Genomic DNA, 19,920 nt, shown 5'->3' with positions numbered 1-19,920 from the left:
ACGGGGGAGTGGGCGCCGACGGCCGCGAGTAGCTGATCGGCGCGGGCGGGGCGGGCGTCGGTTGCGGCTCGTCGTCGACGCTCACCCCGTGGTCGCGGACCAGATCGGCGAACCCGCCCGCGTATCCCTGACCGACGGCACGTACCTTCCACTCGCTGTTGCGTCGGTACACCTCGAGAGCGATGACCACCGACTCGCTGGTGAGGCCGGTGACGGTGAAGTCGTACAGCGGCCGGCCCGCTTCGTCGGTGACGTGAGCGACCGGCGGCGCGAAACGGCCGAAGGTCGACGACGCGTCGTCGAGCGTGATGACCGCGCGCACCGCGTCGATGTCGGCAGGTACTCGAGCGGTCGAGATGTGCAGTCGCGCAGAACCTCCGGCGGCCTGTTCCAGCCGGACGCCGGGCCCGGTCGGCTGGTTGTAGAAGACGAAGTCGTCGTCGGTACGCACCACCCCCCGGTCGGTGACCAGCAGGGCCGACAGGTCGGCGGCGGTCGCGAGGTCCACCGAGACGATGACATCGGGGGTCGGCAACGGGCCGTTCTGGCCTTTGGTCAGGGCAGACATCTCCGGGCGTTCCTCATTTCAGTCGGGCCGAATCCGTATCGGCGCCGGGAGCGAAGCGAGCGGGCCGAGTCCGTGCCGTCCGGGTGGACGGCGTCACCAGGCACAGCGTAGTCACGCAACGGCGCGGGCTCGGGGCCCGACGCGACACCCGTACTCCGAAGGTGCAATCGAGTGGTCGACAGACGATGTCCGATTGCCGACATATGCTCCTGCGTATGGCTGGGAGTCGGGTCAACACACAGTTCGGGCCGTACCGCCTCGACGAACTACTGGGCCGCGGTGGGATGGGCGAGGTCTACCGCGCATACGACACGACCAAGGACCGGGTCGTCGCGCTGAAGCTGCTCAACCCCGGGCTGGCACACGATCCGATGTACCAGGAGCGGTTTCGCCGGGAATCGCACGCCGCGGCCCGCCTCGGCGAACCGCACGTCATCCCGATCCACGACTGGGGCGAGATCGACGGCGTGCTGTTCATCGACATGCGCCTGGTCGTCGGAGAAGATCTACGCGCGCTCCTGACGCAGGAGATGCGGCTCCCGCCCGAACGCGCGGTGTCGATCATCGAACAGGTGGCCGCGGCGCTCGACGCCGCACACGCCGAGGGACTCGTGCACCGCGACATCAAACCGGAGAACATTCTCGTCGGGGCGAACGACTTCGCATATCTCGTCGACTTCGGCATCGCGCATGCCGCCGAGGACACCCACCTCACCCAGACCGGGACGGCCGTGGGATCGATCGCCTACATGGCCCCGGAGTTGTTCGACGCCGCCCAGGTCAGCGCGGCCAGCGACATCTACGCCCTGGCCTGTGTGCTTTTCGAGTGCCTGACCGGGCGGGTGCCGCATCCGGCGAAGACGGTGAGTGCGGCGATCAAGGCGGCCGTACTGTCACCGGCCCCGTCGCCGAGTGCGGTCAACGCAGACGTACCGCCGGCGATGGACGAGGTGATCCGCACAGCCCTCGCCGCCGATCCCGCGGCCCGCCATGACTCCGCGGTCGCGCTCGCACGCGCGGCTCGAAGCGCGCTCGCCGGGGGAGTGGAGGGGGTCCGGCCGGGGCCGGATCTCGTCAAGGCGTCGCCACCGCCTCCGGAAGCACCCACCGGTGTCGTCCGCGCTCCGGACACGGTCATCGCGCCCACCGACCCCGGGTACGAACCGACCCTGGTGCGGCACACGACGGGCCCCGAGGGCGGAGCCGGGACCACGCAGTTCTCGGGGCCGCAGCAGTTCTCGGGACCGCAGCAGTTCTCGGGGGCCCAGCACTTCTCGGGGGCGCACAACTACGCAGGACCGCAACCCGGTCCGATGTACGGGCCGCCGGGGTATCCGCCCGCCTATCCGCCGCCGCAGCGGCGCTCGGTCGCGATACCGGTGCTGATCGGGTTGATCGCAGTGGCACTCGTCGGGCTCGCCGTCCTCGGCGGCATCCTGATCGCCGGCTCGGGTGACGACGCCGAGACCCGGGCCGACGAGGAGCCGACGACGCCGACCGTGACCGAGACGGTGGCGCCCCCGCCGACCGTCCAGAACGTTCCGCCGGCCCCGGCTGCGCCGCCGCCCGGTTCGAGTCCGTGCGATGCGACGGTCGGGATCGGTACATCGGTGACCAGCTGCCCGTTCGCGTTCGCGGTGCGCGATGCGTATGTGGGAGCGGGTGCGGCACGGTCGCCGCGTGTCGTGGTCGCGGTCAGCCCGGTCACCGGGCAGGCCTATGCGATGAACTGCGTTCCCGAAGGCGGGATCGTCGCGTGCCGGGGAGGCAATGACGCCGTGGTGCACATCTACTGATGGACACCACCCGACGGCCGTTGTGGCTTAAGCGGACTCGGCGGAACCGCTGCATCGTCGTGCTCGGCGCGCTCGCGCTCCTCGCCGGTTGCTCGACCGAATCCGACCCGAAACCCGTTGTGCCGGTCACCGTCACCGTGACCGCCGACCCATCGGCGTCAACACCCGCCGCACGCGCTACAGACATCCCGACGTCGTCGGCGGCCGTCCCCTCCGCATCGTATGGAGGCCTCGCGGCGAGTTTCCGCAGGGTTGCCGCGTCGACCGGACTGACGGTCGGCATCGCGATCGCACCGGTCGGTGGGTCGGCCGTCCCCGGGCTCACCCTCGGCGATGCCACACCCCGGGTGGCGTGGTCGACGATCAAGGTCCCGCTCGCCGTCGCCGCAGAACGGGCGAACGGCCCGGGCCCGGCGGCGCGGGCCGCGATCGTCGACTCCGACAACGCCGCCGCGGAGAGCCTCTGGTCCTCGCTGGGCGGCGGACAGGCGGCAGCCAACGCCGTCACCGCGGTGCTGCGGGACGGCGGTGACACCACGACGGTGGTCCCGGCGACGCAGCGTCGTGCCGGTTTCACCGTGTTCGGGCAGACGGTGTGGTCGCTGCCGGGGGCCGCGACGTTCACCGCCGGCTTGCCCTGCATCTCGGGTTCGCGACAGGTCGTCGCCCTCATGGGTCAGGTGGGCGGCAATCAGCAGTGGGGAATCGAGATCATGCCGGCGCCCCGCGCAACCGCGGTGAAGGGTGGTTGGGGTCCAGGAGTGTCCGAGGGATACCTCGTCCGTCAGATCGGAATCCTCACCTTCCGCGACGGCCAACGTGCGGCGGTGGCGATGAGCGCGGTCGGGGGCTCGATGTCGGGGGGTATCGCCGCGCTGAATTCGGTGGCGAACTGGCTCGACACCAACCTCGCCCGTCTTCCGCGCGGACGCTGTTCCGCCTGACCGGTCCTCGAAGCGGTGTGACCCCGGTCCCAGCAAGGTTCCGATTGGGTATACAGCCTGGTCCCTGGTGCGTAACCGCCCTAGTCTCAAGTGTCTGAATTGACTCAGGAGACAGATGTGAAAGTTGTGACCAGGATCGGCGTGGTGTTCTGCGCGGTGGCGATGTCGATGGTGATCGGCGCGGGCTCGGCGACGGCGATACCGCTCCCCGTGCTGCCGCCGCTGCCGGAGCCCTTCGCCACGTGGTTCAAGCCCCCGGAACCGCTCGACAAGAAGCTCGCGAAGAGCTATGCCGCACTGACGAAGTCGATGCGGAAGTCCCTGCCCGGCCAGCTCGGGATCGCGATCGTGCCCGTCGGCGGGGACGAGGTCATCTCCCTCGGGTCGCTCAAATCGGGACGTGCATGGTCGACGATGAAGGTCCCGGTGTCGCTCGCCGCGCAGCGCGAGCGCGGTCCCGCGGTCGCCGCGATGGAGGACAAGGCGATCACGTTCTCCGACAACGATGCAGCCGGCGAATTGTGGGGGGTGCTCGGCGGCGGGCACGCGTCCGTCGACGCTGTCAGTGCGGTCCTCCGTGAGGGCCACGACGTCCGGACGCACGTGTCCTCCGAGGTCGACAATCCGCCGTCGTACCCCGGTCACACCGCGTGGGCGCTACGCGACCAGGCGATCTTCGGCGCTCACCTGCCGTGTCTGCCCGACAGCGAACACCTCATCCGGCTGATGAGCGCCGTCGCCCCGAATCAGCAGTGGGGTATCGCGAAGGTGGGGCGCAGTCAGGGAGCGGTGACCGCGGTCAAGGGTGGCTGGGGTCCGGCGACGTCGAAGTCGTCGGCGCATCTGGTGCGGCAACTGGGCATCATCACCACGACCAGCGGCCAGGTCGCGGTGTCGATGGCGGCGATCCCGCGGAGTGGATCGTTCACCGACGGGACCAAGATGCTGACCCGGCTCGGCAATTGGCTCGGAAAGAACCTGGCCGACCTCCCCAAGGGTCGATGCTGATCGCGGGCCGTGACCTCAGGCCGCGGCGTGCGCGGCCGGTGTACGTCCCGCGCCCGCCGGGGTCGTGAGCGCGGCGGCGATCGCCGTCGTGAGCGGAACCGACAGGGCGATCGCGATTCCGCCGACGAACGAGCGGGCCAACTCCACTGCCACGACGTCGGTGGTGAGCAGTCCGCCCAACGGCTGCTGGGCCACCGAGAACAGCAGCATCAGCGGCAGCGCACTGCCCGCGTAGGCGAAGACGAGGGTGTACACCGTGCTCGCGATGTGGTCGCGGCCCACGCGCATCGCGGCGCGGAAGGTCGCGAGCCGTGACGGTTCGCCGGCCGCGGCCAGTTCGAAGGCCGCCGAGGCCTGTGTGATCGTGACGTCGTTCAGAACACCGAGGGTGCCGATGATGAACCCGGCGAGCAGGAGACCGCTGACCGAGATGTTGCCCTGATACACCTGCAGATTGGTGGTCTGATCGCCCGAGAGCCCCGTGAGGTTCATGGTCCGGATGGCGAGCCAGCTCAGGAATCCCGCGAGCAGCAGGGAGGTCAGCGTCCCGAGCAGAGCCGAACTGGTCCGGAGACTGACACCGTGCGCGAGGTAGAGGACCACGAACAGGATCACCGCCGACGACACGACCGCCACCGCGACAGGGGACGACCCGTCGAGGATGGCCGGCAGCGTGAACACGGTGAGTACCCCGAAGGCGATCGCCAGCCCGATGATCGAGCGGAACCCGCGCCACGCCGCCACCAGCACGATCGCGGCGATGAACAGCACGGCCCAGAAGATGATCGCCGGCCCGCGCTGGAAGTCGAAGAAGCTGTACCGGTTGCTGCCGTCGGGGCCGGGGACGGTCGCGAGCCGGATGCCGTCACCGACGTTCAACGTCGGCTGGCCGGCCTGGGGCTCGTCGAGCGTGCCGGCGGCGGGGGCCACGGTGTCGGGCCCGGATCCGGCCTGTGCCCGGTTGGTGGGGATCTCCAGGACGGTGTACTGGCCGGCCACGTCGCCGGAGGTGAACCGGACCGCGTTGAGGATGCACGGCCCACCCGGCACCGGATTCACCGGTATGTCGGCGGTCTCGAGCACTGATCCCGCCACCGAGTTGAGGCAATTCGCATGGAACTGGTCCACGATCTCGCCGTCGACCGTGGTGATCGGCCCGCCGTCGGCGGACCGGAACTGGGTGGGGATCGGGTGTTCGGAATCCGACGGCCACAGGACGACCATGCCGACCGCGACCGCGACCGCGGTCACCGCGAGCGTGCCGATGACGAACCACCGGGCGATCGGCGACAACGTGTGGCTGATGTGGGACAGCGAGTGCGCATGACCGTGCCCGTGATGTGTGCGGCTCACGCGGTGAGCCTATGCGCACCGCACCCGGGTCGCGATGGGCGACCCGGGTGCGGTGATGGGGTGTGCAGCAGTGCCGACGCTGGTCACAGGGGCAGCAGGATGCCCTTGACCCGCGGATCGGTCCGCAGGAATTCCTGCACGGCAGGGTCTTTGAACGCGGCGACCAGGTTCTTGATGTTCTCGGTGTCCTTCCACTGCGTTCCGATGGTCAGCTGCCCGGCGAACTCGTCGGGAGCGGGCGGAGCGTAGATCTGCTTGGCGATGTCGATGTTCGCGGCGAGGTAGTACTCGGTGTAGCCCACGGTGGCGTCGAGGTCGGCGAGCGAGCGCGACTGGGCGGCGAAGTCGAGCAGGACGAACTGCAGGTTCCGCGGATTCGTGGCGATGTCCTTCTGGGTCGCCTTCCACTTGTCCACGCCTGGTTTCAGCGTGATGAGTCCGGCGCGTTCGAGCAGCCAGAGTCCCTGGGCCTCGTTCGCGGGATCGGAGTAGAGGGAGACGCGGGCGTTCTGCGGCAGGTCGGCGACGTCGCGGTACTTGTCCGACCAGATGCCGAATCCCCAGCGGAACACCGGCGTCGCGGCTTCCTCCTGGAAGTCCGGGTTCGCCTCGAGGACCTGCGACAGCCACAGCTTGTGCTGATAGACGGTGCCCGCGACCTCCCCGTCGCTGACCGCACGGTTCAGCGTCGTGGAGTCGGACAGGCCCTTGAATGCGACCTTGATGTCATACCGGGGTGCGACCTCGTCGGCGATGAACTCGACCAGTGCCTGCTCGGAGGCGTTGCCCTCGGCGGTGACGACGGTCAGTGTCGCACCGGCGGTCTCGTTGGGCGACGTCGAGTCGGACCCGAGGAAGCGCCAGCCGACGACGGCGGCGATCACGGCGACCACGACCAGCGCGCCGACGATCAGCGGCCAGCGGCGACGTGTCGAGATCTCGATTCCGGAACTGCCGGGCGGAGAGGGAGTCTCGCCGGATTTCGATGAGGTGCCGGTGGTGGAACCGGTGTCCTGTGTCATGGGGTGCCTTTCGGGTGTGGCTGGGTGATGCGGTGACGGGCGCTCCGCCGCTCAGGGAGCAGAGCCGGCCGGCGGTTTTGTGGTTCTTAGTGGTTGACCCGGCGGGACGTGACCGGGTTGAGGCTGCGGGCGAGGGCGTCGCCGGCGACCTGGATCACGGCCACCGTCACGATGAGCACGATGATGGTGGCGACCATGACTCCCTGATCGAATCGCTGGTAGCCGTAGGTGACCGCCACGTATCCGAGTCCGCCGGCGCCGATGGTGCCGGCGATCGTGGAGTACTCGATCATCGCGATGGTGTTGATCGTCAGTCCGCCGACGATGCTCGGCAGCGCCTCGGGAACCTGTGCCTTCCAGATGATCTGGGCGTTCGATCCGCCGGACGCACGTGCCACGTCGATCGTCGAGGCCGGGACCGACCGCAGCGAGTTCTCGACGATGCGTGTGAAGAAGGCGATGCCGGCGATCGACATCGGGACCACCGCCGCGGCGATGCCGATGTTCGTGCCCGTGACCAGGCGGGTGAACGGGATGATCGCCGTCATCAGCACCAGGAAGGGCAACGACCGACCGATGCTGATCACCCACGACAGGGGCGTGTGCAACGAGCGTCGTGCGAAAAGCCCGCCGGGAGCGAGGTTGTGGATGAGTGCGCCCAGCGGGACTCCCACCACCAGGACGACGACCATCACGATGCTCACCATCAGGACCGTGTCGATGGCCGCCGGGATGAGCAGGTCGGGGATCTCGTCGAGCGGCACCGTGATGTTCGCCGAATACGTGGTGCTCACGCGGCCACCTCAGAGCCGGTGTCGGTCTCGACGGCGGAATCGCCCGCGGTCGCGGTGGCGTCGAGAAGTCTTCCGGCCAGGCCGAGTTCGCCCGCGGCGCCGATGAATGCCGACGCGTGTCCGGTCGGCACCGACACGGTGAGATCGCCGAAGACGGTGCCGTCGATGGTCTGCACGGTGGCGCCCAGCACCGAGATCGAGATGTCGAGTCGCCTGCCCAGCTGGGTCAACCAGTCCGCGGGGACCGTCGCGGAGTGGTAGACCACCGAGATCGGGGTTTCGGCAGAGGCCGGTTGCGCACTCGGCCCGCGCGGCCGGAGTGCCCGTCCCAGAACCGAATCCGTTTCCAGGACCACCTGTTCCAGCCGACCGTGCTCGACGATGCGGCCGCGGTCGAGACGGCCGACCGTGTCGGCGACCCGCACGACCGTGTCCATCTCGTGGGTGATGAACACCACCGCGAGATCCAGTTCGTCCCGAACGTCGGTGAGCAGCCGTAAGAAGGTGTCCGTGGCCGCGGGATCCAGACCCGAGGTGGCTTCGTCGGACAGCAGGACGGAAGGTTTGAGTGCGAGGGCCCGAGCGATGCCGACGCGCTGCCGCTGACCGCCGGACAGCTGATGCGGATACAGGTCCGCCTTGTCGGCAAGGCCGACCAGGTCGAGAAGTTCGCCGACACGTGCCGTGGTCGATCGTTTTGTCGCACCCAGATATTCGAGGGGTAAAGCGACATTCTGCGCGGCGGTTCGCCGGGACAGCAGACTCGCCGACTGGAACACGGTGCCGATCCGGCGCCGGGCGTCGCGAAGGCCCGACGTGCCCAGTGCGGTGAGATCCTCCCCGTTGACGACGACCCTGCCCGACGTCGGACGTTCCAGCAGATTCAGACACCGGGCCAACGTGCTCTTGCCGGCGCCGGACGGGCCGACGACGGCGAAGATCTCACCGGCGTCGACAGTGAAGTCGACCTCGTCGAGCACCGTCGTCGGGTCGGGCGAACCGACACCGAACACCTTCGTCAACCCCACCACCTCGATCACCGGAGGCCCCCGTTCGCGCTGGTGAGCTGAGCGGCTTCCCTGATCGAATCGTCGATGGTCGAGTTGCTCCCACCGACCCGGTACGTGGACCCGCGATGATTCTCCGGCAGTTGATCGCTACGCCCGAAGAGCTTGTGGCGCAGGGTTCCCGGGACGTAGTCCCGGTCGTAGAGTCCGCGCCGCTCGAGGGCGGGCACCACGTGGGTGATGATGTCCTCGAACGATCCGGGGGTCACCGCGTAGGCGACGTTGAAGCCGTCGACGTCGGTCTCGGTCACCCAGTCCTGCAGGGCTTCTGCCACCTCGTCACCGGAGCCGATCAGGACCGGACCCATTCCGCCGATGCCGCCCCACGCCGCGATGTCCCGCACGCGCCATTCCTCGCCGGTGTCGCTCGCCTGCTGGAAAGCGGCGACCGCAGACTGGATCGCGTTGCTGTGCACGTTGCCGATCGGTTCGTCGATCTCGTAACTCGCGAGGTCGATGCCCATCCAGCCCGACATGAAGACCAGCGCACCCTCGGTGCTGGCGTAGGACTGGTACTCCGCGGCTTTCGCGCGGGCGGCCTCCGGAGTCGAGTCGGTGATGATCGTCAGCAGCGTGTAGATCTTCGCGTCGTACGGGTCGCGTCCGGCCAGGATCAGCTCGTCGCGCACCTTGCTCACCACATCACGCAGGATTGCCTTGGTCGGCGCGGCGACGAAGATGGCCTCCGCGTTCTCCGCGGCGAAACGCCGACCGCGAGGCGAGGCCCCGGCCTGGTAGATGACCGGTGAACCCTGCGGCGACGGCTCGGCGAGGTGAATGCCGGGCACGGTGAAGTGGGTGCCGCGGTGCCCGATGTGATGGACCCGGGCCGGGTCGGCGAAGATGCCCGCCTCGCGATCGCGGAGGACCGCGTCGCGTTCCCACGAACCCTCCCAGAGCTTGTACAGCACGGTGAGGTACTCATCGGCCTGGTTGTAGCGCTCGTCGTGCTCGAGTTGATCGTCGGCGCCCATGTTGCGGGCTGCCGCAGGCAGGTATCCCGTCACCACGTTCCAGCCGATCCGGCCACGGGTGAGGTGGTCCAGCGTCGACAGACGCCGTGCGAAGGGGTAGGGATGCTCGAAACCCGTACCGGTGGTGACCCCGAAGCCGAGGTGTTCGGTGGCGTGCGCCATCGCCGAGACGAGCAACAGCGGGTCGTTCACGGGGATCTGCGCACCCTGGCGGATGGCGGCTTCGTCGTTGCCGGCGTACACGTCGTAGGTGCCCAGGACGTCGGCGATGAACAGACCGTCGAATCCGCCGGTCTCCAGCAAGCGGGCGAGGTCGACCCAGTAGTCGATGGTGTTGTAGTCCCACGACCGGTCGTCGGGGTGGCGCCACAGACCCGGTGACTGGTGCGCAACGCAATTCATGTCGACGGCGTTGAGTCGGATCTTACGTGGGGCATTCGGTGCTGACACCGGAGGAATGATGCTGACGGATCGTCGGAGTGGCCATCGTTGTGCCCACCGCGAACCTAAACTTGTGCCGTGCGATCCACAGATGTGTTGCTCGACGGTCTCGGTCGAGTCGTCGAGAACGTTCACGCCGTCCTGGACGACATCTCCACCGAGGAATTGAACCGGGCTCCCGCGCCCGGTGCCAACACGATCGCCTGGCTCGTGTGGCATCTGACGCGCGTGCAGGACTCGCACGTCGCCGACGTCGCCGGAACCGACGAGGTGTGGGTGACCGGGGGATGGGTCGACCGGTTCGGTCTGCCGTTCCCGCCCGGCGAGAGCGGGTACGGGCAGTCGGCCGACGAGGCGGCGCGGGTCGTCGTCGACGACCCGGACCTGTTGCGTGGCTACTACGACGCCACGCACGCGGTCAGCGTCGACTACATTGGCGCGCTGTCGGATTCAGATCTCGACCGCGTCGTCGACGAGAACTGGGACCCGCCGGTCACGTTGGGCGTACGACTGCTCAGCGTGATCGACGACGACACCCAGCACATCGGTCAGGCGGCATACGTCCGGGGCCTGTTGTCCTGATGTTCTGGTCCCGCAAACCCACCCCTTTTCCGTAAACCCACAGCGCTCGGACCGGGTGGGTTCACGGAAAAGGGGTGGGTTTGACGGAAGGTTGGTTCGAAATCGCGGTCGGGATCTAGACGGTCAGGACAGGCAGCCCTTGAAGGTCTGGAAGTCACCGGCGAAGGCGGGTCCCTTGCAGGTCGGCCCGTTCTTTCCGTCGACGACGACCTCGCCGCCGGGTCCGGCGATACCGATGGCCAGGCCGGGACGAATGCCGTCCATGGTGACCGTCGCTCCGGGACCGAGGGCGATGGCCGCGGGTCCGGCGAAGTTGTCGGCGGTGACGTTGGCTTCGCCGCCGTTGTCGGTGATGGCCAGCGAGAGTCCGGTCGGGCCGGAGTCGGCGCTACACGAGGCCGCAGAGGCGGACTGGCCGGGAAGTGCCGGACATACGGTGGGCGCGGCGCCGGCGGACGGCGCGGCGGCGAGCGATACTGCGGTCGCACCTGCGGCGGCGACGACGAAACCCAGAGCTGTGTGCGTGACCGTCTTCATGTTGGGACTCCTTTGTCGAGGAACGGTGTCGTGCGTGGAGCGATTCGGAATGGCCGCCGGGCCGGATGGGGTCCGCTTCGCACGCCGCCTCGCCACCGGTCGTGTGCCCAGCGCGCGTAGGTTGAAAACGTGCAACTGCGAATCTTCACCGAGCCCCAGCAGGGTGCGACCTACGACGACCTGCTCACCGTCGCCAAGGCGACCGAGGACCTGGGCTTCGATGCCTTCTTCCGTTCCGACCATTTCGCCGGAATGGGCGGCGACGGCCTCCCCGGGCCGACCGACGCGTGGATCACGTTGGCGGGCTTGGCGCGCGAGACCTCGCGAATCCGGCTGGGGACGCTCGTCTCGTCGGCCACTTTCCGGCTACCCGGGCCGTTCTCGATCGCAGTCGCCCAGGTCGATCAGATGAGCGGTGGCCGTGTCGAATTGGGAATCGGAACGGGCTGGCACGAGGGTGAGCACGAGGCGTACGGAATCCCGTTCCCGCCGTTGAAGGAGCGGTTCGACCGCCTCGAGGAGAACCTCGAGATCATCACCGGGTTGTGGCAGACCCCGCTGGGCGAGGAGTTCGACTACGAGGGCACACACTTTCGTCTCTCGAAATCGCCGGCCCTGCCCAAACCCGTGCAGCACCCGCGCCCGCCGATCATCATCGGAGGCAGTGGCAAGAAGCGGACGCCCGCGCTGGCCGCGCGTTTCGCCGACGAGTTCAATGTCGTGTTCCAACCACTCGACGTCGCCGGGGATCTCATCGGGCGCGTCCGCACGGCGTGCGTCGACACCGGTGGCGACCCGGAGTCGCTGACCTACTCCGCCGCGCTCGTATTGTGTTGCGGCCGCGACGAAGCCGAGTTCCGACGCCGGGCCGAGGCCATCGGCCGGGAACCGGACGAGTTGCGCGAGAACGGGGCTGCCGGAACCCCGGACGAGGTCGCCGCAAAGATCGCGACCTACGGCGAGCTGGGCGTCACGCGCATGTATCTGCAGACCCTTGATCTGTCGGATCTCGGTCACCTCGAGCTCGTCGCGTCTAAGGTCGCCCCGCAGTTGGCGTGAGCGCCCTTGGGCACCCCGTCTGCTGGGTGCGGCGTTCGTAAAGCTTGCTCCGAAGTGTCAGCGGCCCGGCGGCCGTCGTGGACCATGAAAGGCACCCGCCCACGAGTATGAGTGGCTAGATCCCATGCTCCCTGAGGTGCGAGCGAAGCGAGCCACAATGGGTGTTGCAACGTGTCTCGCCAGGCCCTTCGTGGCTCGTCGCTTGCGCTCCTCACACCTCAGGGACCAGAGGTTTTGTGGTTCTTTCGGATTCGGGAGCAGGGGTTATGCGCCTCTTTCGGCACAGGGACCAGGGGTTTGGTGGTTCTGTCGGATTAGACAGTCGAGAGTCCTCGAAGGGTTCCCCCGACCCGGCACCCGGGCCGACCAGGATGGGCCATAATCCACCTCATGGTCGACAGGGGCGAGCACACATCATCGAGATCGCCGGAACGTCAACGGATCAAGAAGCTGGCCCAGGCCGCGCTCAACGCCGACGTGACCGTCGAGCAACTCGAGGGCATCATCGCCGACATGGGGGAGACCCTCGACGGACTCGGCCCCACCCTGGACGGGCTGAACTCGACGATCGCGAAACTCGACGTGACGCTGGTGCGACTCTCCGGAACCCTCGACCAGGTCGACGCCACCGTCGACCGCATGTCCGACATCGTCGGGCGGCTCGAACGGGTGGTCGGGCGGGTCGAGGCACTCGTCGGTATCGGCGAGGCCGCCTTCCGTCCGCTCGGCGCCCTCGAGTCGGCAGGCAAGTCGGTCGCTGCCCGACTCGGCTGGCACTGAACACCGAAACGAGATCAGGGAATGACACCGGAAGAACACAGTTTTCGCGGCCGGCACGGGCACACCATCGTCTACGACGTCCACCGGCCCGCGGACAGCCCGCGCGGCGTGGTCGTCGTGGTGCACGGACTCGCCGAACACGGACGACGGTATCTGCATGTGGCCCGTCGGCTCGTCGACGACGGTTACCTCGTCGCGATACCGGACCACGTCGGTCACGGCCGCTCGGGTGGCAAGCGACTCCGGTTGCGCCGGTTCGGTGACTTCACCGACGACCTCGACACCGTGCTCGCCCATGTCGCCGACGGCAGCGTCCCGACGTTCCTGATCGGGCACAGCATGGGCGGGTGCATCGCTCTCGACTATGCGCTCGACCACCAGGACAAGCTCGACGGACTGATCCTGTCGGGAGCGGCCGTGCTGCCCGGTGACGACCTGCCCGATCTGGCCGTCCGATTCGCGCCGCTGATCGGCCGGATCGCACCGGGATTGCCCACCACCGAGTTGAGTTCGTCGAGCATCTCCCGGGATCCGGACGTCGTGGCCGCCTACGACGCCGACCCGCTGGTGACGCGCGGCAAGATCCCGGCCGGGCTGGGCGGGGCGATGATCGGCACCATGCGGTCGTTTCCTGAGCGCCTGCCGTCACTGCAACTACCCATCCTGGTGATGCACGGCAGCGAGGACGCGCTCACCGACCCGCGCGGCAGCGAACTCGTCGAGCGGCTCGCCGGGTCGGCGGACAAAACGCTCGTGATCTACGACGACCTGTTCCACGAAATCTTCAACGAACCCGAGCAGGCGGTGGTGCTCGACGCGGTGATCACCTGGCTGCGCGGTCACACCGCGCGCCCGTGACCATCGCGCGACCACTCACGTCAGTCGCACCACTACCCCGGCCAGCAGGACCAGCACGCCGCCGATCTCGCCCACGATGAGCGCGAGCATGAACAGGTAGGTGCCGGGAGTCGGGTCGACGAACTGATTCGTGGTGTCCCGCAGGGCGCCGTGGATGCAATACGCGGCGATCGCCGCGACGAAGAAGACGATCGGGACCGCCGCGGCGATCGCGTTGACGGTCGTCGGGAAGGCGCTGAGCTCGACCAGCGCGGCGAGCACCAGGGTGGCGAACGAGTACATCAGCGCGGCCCGGTGCGCGATGTCGACATACACATGGGCCGTCCGGTCCGGTGAGGTGCGGATGCCGTGGTACTTCCACACGCCCAAGGCGAGTGCCCAGATGAGGATCACACCGGACGCCACGACCACGACGATGGTGTCGACGCCGACGAGGTCGGCGAGATCGGGGTCGGCGGTCATGGCTGAACGCTAGCAGCAGGTGAGTCGACGGGATCGGTCCCTCACACGGTCCGTTCCCGCTCACACCTCTTCCGGTGAGCGGGAACGGAAACCGTGAGCGGGAGAGCCGGTCAGCGGGACGGGACCGGGGTGCTGCTCGAGTTACCGGGTGTGACGGGCCCCGTCGGGGCGAGCTGGGGCACGGTCGGCGTGCTCGTCTCGGAACTGGTGGCCGATTCCGGGACGGAAGCGTCCACCGACTCCGAGCCCGACACCGCGGACGGTGCGAGGTCGGCCGAGGACGACCCGGAGGCCGACGACTCCGCTGCGGACGACTCGGCGGACGAGGAGGCCGACTGAGAGGCGGACTCGGTCTCATCCGAACCACGGGCCGACAGACCCGACAGGTCGAGCGCCGGCGATTCCTCGGCCGCCTTCTTCGCCGCCAGGGTCACCTTCGCGGGGCCGTCGGGATCGGGGCTGCCCGAGGCGGAGACGACGGTCGTCTTCGTGGTCACCGGCGGGTTGTTGCGCAGTGTGGTCAGCACGTGCTCCTTGCCGTCACCGAGCGCACGTCCCCAGTTCTCCCACGTGTGGCCGCCGTAGTTCGGCAACGAGATCACCGATACGCCGGCCTGCTTGGCCTGCAACTGCATGAGCACGGTCGACACCGCGGACAGGATCTCCAGAGCCATCGCACTGAGCTGGTCCTGCGGCGACAGCTTGGCCATCTCCGACGGCGTCAGGAAACCGTTGCCCGAGGAGATGATGAGAACCTGGCCGTTGTCGGCCAGCTGCGTCAGGTTCTTGGACGGGTCGTTGTCGGTCCAGCGGGTGCCGCCCGGCGCGCCCCACATGTTGACGACGCCGTTGACGTAGTTGGACACCATGGTCTGCGTGGCGAACACGCCGAGAGCGCCGATCGGGTTGTCGGTCTGGTAGTAGCCCGACATCGCCTGCACGACCTTGAACTGCTCGGGGTGGCGCTCGGCGAGGGTCACCGCGGGCCCGCCGGACATCGACAGTCCGATGATCGCGTTGTTGTTGCGGGCCACGCCGAACTCACGCTCGAGGTAACCGGGCAGCTCCGAGGTCAGGAAGGTCTCCTGCTTGATGACCGTGTTCTTGTCACCGGCGCCGCCGTCCCAGTCGGTGTAGAACGACGATGCGCCGCCCACCGGCATGACCAGGGTGGTGTCGGCCTTGGCGTCGTAGACCTTGGCGGCCTGCACGTCGGTGGTCCATGCCGAGCGGGTTTCGCTGGCACGCATGCCGTCGAGCAGGTAGACGCCGCTGTCGCTGCCGCTCGAGGCGCGGATCTGCACGATCACGTGCCGTTTCTGCGACTCCGACCAGACCTTGCAGTTCTGGACGTAGTTCCCGGAGGAGTCCCACGTGCAGCCCGGCCGCAGCACTTCGGGATGCCCACGCAGAGCGCTGGCGGTGTTCGACGAGTTGATCAGCGTGCTCGCGCCGAACAGGCCGAGCGTGAGGATCGCGACCACCGAGATGCCGGTGAGGAGTCGGCGACGAGGTGAGGGTCGGCGTGGCGACTCGGGCGTCTGGCCCGCGGGGGTGGAGGGGACGGGCGGTTCGCTGTGCGAGTGCGACATGGAGCTCCTGACATACGCGGCCACCCGACTACACGGTGCCGATGTCAGGGATGTCGTTCGGAGAGTGGACCCGCGTTACCGGGTGAGCGCATTTTTCCGAATGATCTCGGCGGTCTCGTCCGGACGTTCCCACCAGAACATGTGTCCGACGTCGGACCATCGCGCCAGGGTGGCCTGCGGGATGAGGTCGGCGAGCCGCTCGCCCTCGGCGACCGCGATCATCTCGTCGACGTCGCCGTGGATGACCGCCGTCGGCATGTCGAGTGAGCCGATCCGGTCGCGGGTGTCGTGTGCCGCGCAGGCGCCCGCCTGCCACGCGACGACTGCCGACGGAACGCGGCGCTGCCTCGACAGCGAGACGAAATGGTCGAAGGCGCCGGCGCGGGCGATGAACTCGGGAGACAGATTGACCTCGAACGCGATGCGGGCGACGCGGTCGGCGTCGCGCGACGAGATCGCCTCGACGAGGCGGGCGGCGCCAGACGAGCCGGGTGCGCCGATGGCCCCGGGGCCGCCCGCGGTGGTGCAGCCGAGGACGAGACTGCGCACCCGGTCCGGCGAGTTCAGGGCGAGTTCCTGCGCGATCATGCCGCCCATCGACGTGCCCAGCACGTGGGCGGAGTCCCAGCCGAGGCCGTCGAGGATTCCGCGGGCGTCGGCGGCGAGGTCGGCGATGGTGAACGGTCCCTCGGCCCGACTGCTCGTGCCGATGCCGCGATGGTCGTAGGCGGCCACCGAGAAGTGCGGGGTGAGGGCGTCGAGGAGCTCATCGGTCCACATCCCGCGGTGTGCGGACATGCCGCCGATGAGCAGCAGCGGTTCGCCGTCGCCGAACACCTCGGTGTCGAGGACGGGACCGGTATCGGACGCGACGGGGATCTGCATGCGGAGATGGTAGCCACGCGGCTGACCGGATTCCGTGATTCGCCTCAGAGTGCCGGCGAGATCGCCGCCCACATGTTGGGGAGTTCCTTCTCCCAGTAGTACCAATGGTGGGTTCCGACCTCCTGCAACGCGTCGGTGAACGGCAGACCCGCACCGCGCAACAACCCGGCGAACCGGCGCGAACAGTCGCTGGTCGCGATCTCGAACGCCGACGATGCGGCGAGTACCACCTGGTAGAGGCCTTCCTCGGGCGTCACGTTCCGCTTGAGGTCGGCGGGACCGAGCCGGCCCGCACCGGAGTACAGGTACAGGGCCTTGCCGCGGAGACGGTCCAGATGCCGCGCCGGGTCGTGGTCCCGCCATCCGGCCGAACCGACCGGCCCCCAGAGGTTGTCGGCGTTCGCCCCACCCCGGGCGAGGGTGGCCCGCACATACGACTCTCCCTGCGGGGAGGACACCGGAGGACATCCGCTGATCGAGGCCACCGCGCGGTACAGCGCCGGGGCCCGTGACGCGAGCGTGAACGCCGCCTGCCCGCCCATCGAGACGCCCGCGATCCCGCGCGAACCGTTCGACTCGAAGCGGGCGTCGATGAGGGGCGGGAGTTCCCTGGTCAGGAACGTCTCCCACATCGGTTGTCCGACGCGCGGATCGCGACGCTGCCAGTCGGCGTACTGGCTGCCGTACGCACCCGTCGGGAGTACGACGTTCACGTCCTTGTCGGCGAAGAACTCGTCGGCATTGCCGGCTCCGCGCCACCCACTGTCGTTGCCGCGCGAACCCGCCCCGTCCAGGAGGTAGAGCGTCGGCCGGGGTCCGGTCTTCGTTCGTGGCGTGAGGACGAAGAGCTTGATGTTCTTGGCCATCGCCGCCGAGTAGACCCAGACCGCGGCGCGGGTCGGGGACTCCTGCACGATCGAGACCACTCGCGACGCAGCGGGTGCCGCCATTGCGGGCGCGGCGGCCAGACACAGCATCACCAGACATGCGGCACAGACCGCACGAAGAATCACTCGAAGCACCGTTCCCCCATGTGCGCCGCGCGGACGCTCTTCCCCCGAAGAATGTGGATTCGATCGGTAGGCGCCGGGCCGCCGGATCGAAGTCGTTCGGCAAGCGTAGGACGTTCGCGCAGTCCTGTCCGGGCCTTGCGAAATCCTGGGGTACCGCAGTGGGCGCGACTCCGCGGCTCTCGACGAACGACGCCGCCGGGCACATCCGTTGAGGATGCGCCCGGCGTCGACGGGAAAGGGAACGGGCTGTTGTCAGGCCCCGAAACCGAGCAGCGACTTCACTTCGAGGAACTCGTCGAAGGCGTAGTCACTCCACTCGCGGCCGTTGCCGCTCTTCTTGTATCCGCCGAACGGTGCGCTCGGGTCGAGCTGGGCGCCGTTGAGCGAGATCGAACCCGCACGGATCTGCGATCCGATGCGGCGGACCTCGTCGACGTCCTTGCCGGAGACGTAGCCGGCGAGGCCGTACTCGGTGTCGTTGGCGACCTTGATCGCTTCGTCGATCGAGTCGTAACCGATGACGACGAGGACCGGGCCGAACACCTCGGTGCGGGCGATCTCCATGTCGTTGGTGACGTTGGTGAACACGGTCGGTTTCACGTAGTAGCCGGTCTCGAGACCCTCGGGGCGCCCGGGACCTCCCACGACCGCGGTCGCGCCGTCGGCGACGGCACGCTCGATGAGACCCTGGATCTTGTCGAACTGCGCCTCGGACACGACCGGGCCGAGCTTCACGTCGGTGGTGGGATCGCCGACGGTGAGCTCGGCGGCGACCCCCTTGGCGATCTCGGCGACCTCGTCGACGCGGCCGGCGGGGACCAGCATGCGGCTCGGGGCGTTGCAGGACTGGCCCGAGTTCATCATCATCGTCGCGATGCCGCCGGCGACGTTCTTCGCGAAGTCGTCGTCGTCGAGGATGATGTTCGGGCTCTTGCCGCCGAGTTCCTGGGCGACGCGCTTGACGGTCGGCGCGGCACTCTTGGCGACCTCGATGCCGGCGCGGGTGGACCCGGTGAACGAGATCATGTCGATGCCCTCGTGGCTCGACAGCGCGGCGCCGACGCCGGGGCCGTCACCGTTGACGAGGTTGAACACGCCTGCGGGTACGCCGGCGGCGTCGAAGATCTCGGCGACGATCGCCGCGCTGAACGGCGCGACCTCGGAGGGCTTGAGGACCATGGTGCAACCGGTGGCGAGTGCCGGGGCGACCTTGCACATGACCTGGTTGAGCGGCCAGTTCCACGGAGTGATGAAGCCGCACACGCCGATCGGCTCCTTGGCGATGCGCGAGCTGCCGCGGTCCTCGACGAACTTGAAGTCGGGGAGTTGCGCGGCGGCGGTCATCAGGTGGCCGAGACCGATCGGCACCTGGGCGGCGTTCGTGAGGCCGACCGGCGAACCCATCTCCTCGGTGACCGCGGCGGCGAGGTCGCCCATGCGGTTCTGGTACTCGGCGATGATCCGGTTGAGGACTTCGAGACGTTCCTCGACGGTCGTCTGTCCCCAGGTGACGAATGCGCGACGGGCGGCGTCGACCGCTGCGTCGACGTCGGCCGCGCTGCCGATGGCGACCTGTCCGGCCGACTTCTCGGTGGCCGGGTTGATGACGTCGATGAGGTTGAGCTCGGCGGGCTCGACCCACTGACCGTCGATGTAGAACTTGGTGATGTCCGGCATGGTGCCTCCGTTGCAGCCTGAAGTGAGGACAATTGTTGTCTGTTTCACACTGTAGGCGCTGCCGCGACCGGGGTCTCGCGAATCCCGGCGTTCCGGGGGCGACACTTTGTGACCGGTTCTGGAACAGCCGTCCCAGTCGCATGCTGCGACGCTCGGCCCGGCCGCGAACGACTAGGGTCGAATCATGATCCTCATCGTCGTGAAGTTCCCCATCAAGCCCGAATTCGCCGACGAGTGGCCCGAGTTGTCCCGCGAGTTCACCGAGGCAACCCGCGCCGAACCGGGTAACATGTGGTTCGACTGGTCGCGATCGCTCGAGGACCCCAACACCTACGTCCTGGTCGAGGCGTTCGACGACGATGCCGCGGAGGCACATGTCACCGCCCCGCACTTCAAGCAGGCCCAGCAGGAACTCCCCAAGTACCTCCAGCGCACACCCGACGTCATCAACACGACGATCGAGGGCGACACCTGGTCCGAACTCGGGGAGTTCCGGGTCGACTGAGCT

20 protein-coding genes are annotated in these 19,920 nt (G+C 68.1%); 8 read left to right on the top strand and 12 right to left on the bottom strand.

Annotation, left to right across the window (positions count from 1 at the left end):
• The coding region (locus JW364_RS02635; protein WP_205334508.1) for a TerD family protein at positions 1-568 on the bottom strand (568 nt) is incomplete at its 3' end.
• A gap of 215 nt (positions 569-783) precedes the next feature.
• Here JW364_RS02635 and JW364_RS02630 point away from each other — a divergent pair.
• From JW364_RS02630 to JW364_RS02620, 3 genes are all read left to right on the top strand, one after another.
• Positions 784-2,364, top strand: a complete 1,581-nt coding sequence (locus tag JW364_RS02630) for a serine/threonine-protein kinase (protein ID WP_240198512.1) — start codon at positions 784-786, stop codon at positions 2,362-2,364.
• The gene (locus tag JW364_RS02625; RefSeq protein WP_078112115.1) at positions 2,364-3,308 is read left to right on the top strand and encodes a hypothetical protein; all 945 of its coding nucleotides are present in this window, start codon (positions 2,364-2,366) and stop codon (positions 3,306-3,308) included. The genes JW364_RS02630 and JW364_RS02625 overlap by 1 nt, the downstream gene beginning before the upstream one ends.
• Positions 3,309-3,470: 162 nt before the next feature.
• A complete protein-coding gene (locus JW364_RS02620) occupies positions 3,471-4,316 on the top strand; it encodes a hypothetical protein (RefSeq protein ID WP_171011574.1) in 846 nt (281 codons plus the stop codon).
• A gap of 15 nt (positions 4,317-4,331) precedes the next feature.
• Here the strand turns inward: JW364_RS02620 and JW364_RS02615 are convergent, their stop codons facing one another.
• From JW364_RS02615 to JW364_RS02595, 5 genes are all read right to left on the bottom strand, one after another.
• A complete protein-coding gene (locus JW364_RS02615; RefSeq protein ID WP_205333255.1) occupies positions 4,332-5,669 on the bottom strand; it encodes a YibE/F family protein in 1,338 nt (445 codons plus the stop codon).
• 83 nt (positions 5,670-5,752) lie between these two features.
• The gene (locus JW364_RS02610) at positions 5,753-6,691 is read right to left on the bottom strand and encodes a MetQ/NlpA family ABC transporter substrate-binding protein (protein WP_058250790.1); all 939 of its coding nucleotides are present in this window, start codon (positions 6,689-6,691) and stop codon (positions 5,753-5,755) included.
• A gap of 86 nt (positions 6,692-6,777) precedes the next feature.
• Positions 6,778-7,485 carry a methionine ABC transporter permease gene (locus JW364_RS02605; protein WP_065632009.1) on the bottom strand — a complete coding sequence of 236 codons (708 nt, stop codon included), beginning with the start codon at positions 7,483-7,485 and terminating at the stop codon, positions 6,778-6,780.
• On the bottom strand, positions 7,482-8,525 hold the full coding sequence (locus tag JW364_RS02600) for a methionine ABC transporter ATP-binding protein (RefSeq protein ID WP_065632010.1): 1,044 nt from the start codon (positions 8,523-8,525) through the stop codon (positions 7,482-7,484). The genes JW364_RS02605 and JW364_RS02600 overlap by 4 nt, the downstream gene beginning before the upstream one ends.
• Positions 8,522-9,976, bottom strand: coding sequence for an LLM class flavin-dependent oxidoreductase (locus tag JW364_RS02595; protein WP_307814694.1), 1,455 nt, complete (start codon positions 9,974-9,976; stop codon positions 8,522-8,524). The genes JW364_RS02600 and JW364_RS02595 overlap by 4 nt, the downstream gene beginning before the upstream one ends.
• Positions 9,977-10,045: 69 nt before the next feature.
• Here JW364_RS02595 and JW364_RS02590 point away from each other — a divergent pair, with 69 nt between their 5' ends.
• Entirely contained in the window at positions 10,046-10,549 is a 504-nt protein-coding gene (locus tag JW364_RS02590) for a DinB family protein (protein ID WP_137809276.1), read from the top strand.
• Positions 10,550-10,672: 123 nt separating this feature from the next.
• Here JW364_RS02590 and JW364_RS02585 read toward each other — a convergent pair whose 3' ends face one another.
• Positions 10,673-11,086, bottom strand: a complete 414-nt coding sequence (locus JW364_RS02585; RefSeq protein ID WP_165630276.1) for a hypothetical protein — start codon at positions 11,084-11,086, stop codon at positions 10,673-10,675.
• Positions 11,087-11,215: 129 nt separating this feature from the next.
• On the opposite strand from JW364_RS02585, the gene JW364_RS02580 reads away from it, so the two are divergent.
• The 3 genes from JW364_RS02580 to JW364_RS02570 all read left to right on the top strand — a co-directional run bounded on the left by JW364_RS02580 (position 11,216) and on the right by JW364_RS02570 (position 13,783).
• Positions 11,216-12,145 (top strand): LLM class F420-dependent oxidoreductase, encoded by a 930-nt coding sequence (locus tag JW364_RS02580; RefSeq protein WP_165630275.1) that lies wholly within the window; start codon positions 11,216-11,218, stop codon positions 12,143-12,145.
• A gap of 390 nt (positions 12,146-12,535) precedes the next feature.
• A complete protein-coding gene (locus tag JW364_RS02575; protein ID WP_205333256.1) occupies positions 12,536-12,925 on the top strand; it encodes a hypothetical protein in 390 nt (129 codons plus the stop codon).
• 21 nt (positions 12,926-12,946) lie between these two features.
• Positions 12,947-13,783, top strand: coding sequence for an alpha/beta hydrolase (locus JW364_RS02570; protein ID WP_078112107.1), 837 nt, complete (start codon positions 12,947-12,949; stop codon positions 13,781-13,783).
• Positions 13,784-13,798: 15 nt separating this feature from the next.
• On the opposite strand, the gene JW364_RS02565 is transcribed toward JW364_RS02570, so the two are convergent.
• From JW364_RS02565 to JW364_RS02545, 5 genes are all read right to left on the bottom strand, one after another.
• A complete protein-coding gene (locus tag JW364_RS02565) occupies positions 13,799-14,245 on the bottom strand; it encodes a hypothetical protein (RefSeq protein ID WP_078112106.1) in 447 nt (148 codons plus the stop codon).
• 110 nt (positions 14,246-14,355) lie between these two features.
• Positions 14,356-15,837, bottom strand: a complete 1,482-nt coding sequence (locus JW364_RS02560; RefSeq protein ID WP_078112208.1) for an alpha/beta hydrolase family protein — start codon at positions 15,835-15,837, stop codon at positions 14,356-14,358.
• Between the two features lie 75 nt (positions 15,838-15,912).
• Complete coding sequence (locus JW364_RS02555) at positions 15,913-16,722, bottom strand: alpha/beta fold hydrolase (RefSeq protein WP_078112207.1); 810 nt, start codon at positions 16,720-16,722, stop codon at positions 15,913-15,915.
• A 44-nt stretch (positions 16,723-16,766) separates the two neighbouring features.
• Entirely contained in the window at positions 16,767-17,699 is a 933-nt protein-coding gene (locus tag JW364_RS02550; RefSeq protein ID WP_078112206.1) for an alpha/beta hydrolase family protein, read from the bottom strand.
• Between the two features lie 288 nt (positions 17,700-17,987).
• Entirely contained in the window at positions 17,988-19,412 is a 1,425-nt protein-coding gene (locus JW364_RS02545; protein WP_058250781.1) for an aldehyde dehydrogenase family protein, read from the bottom strand.
• A gap of 184 nt (positions 19,413-19,596) precedes the next feature.
• Here JW364_RS02545 and JW364_RS02540 point away from each other — a divergent pair, with 184 nt between their 5' ends.
• On the top strand, positions 19,597-19,917 hold the full coding sequence (locus tag JW364_RS02540; protein WP_058250780.1) for a putative quinol monooxygenase: 321 nt from the start codon (positions 19,597-19,599) through the stop codon (positions 19,915-19,917).
• Positions 19,918-19,920: the final 3 nt, after the last annotated feature.

Source organism: Gordonia sp. BP-119 (assembly GCF_016924115.1).
Lineage (GTDB): Bacteria > Actinomycetota > Actinomycetes > Mycobacteriales > Mycobacteriaceae > Gordonia > Gordonia hongkongensis.
This window is presented reverse-complemented; position numbering and strand designations above follow the sequence as displayed.

Excerpts from the sequence above, each read along its gene's own strand:
- JW364_RS02630 (WP_240198512.1), top strand. The coding sequence starts at position 784 with ATGGCTGGGAGTCGGGTCAACACACAGTTCGGGCCGTACCGCCTCGAC.
- JW364_RS02625 (WP_078112115.1), top strand. The coding sequence starts at position 2,364 with ATGGACACCACCCGACGGCCGTTGTGGCTTAAGCGGACTCGGCGGAAC.
- JW364_RS02620 (WP_171011574.1), top strand. The coding sequence starts at position 3,471 with ATGTCGATGGTGATCGGCGCGGGCTCGGCGACGGCGATACCGCTCCCC.
- JW364_RS02610 (WP_058250790.1), bottom strand. The coding sequence starts at position 6,691 with ATGACACAGGACACCGGTTCCACCACCGGCACCTCATCGAAATCCGGC.
- JW364_RS02585 (WP_165630276.1), bottom strand. The coding sequence starts at position 11,086 with ATGAAGACGGTCACGCACACAGCTCTGGGTTTCGTCGTCGCCGCCGCA.
- JW364_RS02575 (WP_205333256.1), top strand. The coding sequence starts at position 12,536 with ATGGTCGACAGGGGCGAGCACACATCATCGAGATCGCCGGAACGTCAA.
- JW364_RS02570 (WP_078112107.1), top strand. The coding sequence starts at position 12,947 with ATGACACCGGAAGAACACAGTTTTCGCGGCCGGCACGGGCACACCATC.
- JW364_RS02565 (WP_078112106.1), bottom strand. The coding sequence starts at position 14,245 with ATGACCGCCGACCCCGATCTCGCCGACCTCGTCGGCGTCGACACCATC.
- JW364_RS02560 (WP_078112208.1), bottom strand. The coding sequence starts at position 15,837 with ATGTCGCACTCGCACAGCGAACCGCCCGTCCCCTCCACCCCCGCGGGC.
- JW364_RS02555 (WP_078112207.1), bottom strand. The coding sequence starts at position 16,722 with ATGCAGATCCCCGTCGCGTCCGATACCGGTCCCGTCCTCGACACCGAG.
- JW364_RS02550 (WP_078112206.1), bottom strand. The coding sequence starts at position 17,699 with ATGCTGTGTCTGGCCGCCGCGCCCGCAATGGCGGCACCCGCTGCGTCG.
- JW364_RS02545 (WP_058250781.1), bottom strand. The coding sequence starts at position 19,412 with ATGCCGGACATCACCAAGTTCTACATCGACGGTCAGTGGGTCGAGCCC.
- JW364_RS02540 (WP_058250780.1), top strand. The coding sequence starts at position 19,597 with ATGATCCTCATCGTCGTGAAGTTCCCCATCAAGCCCGAATTCGCCGAC.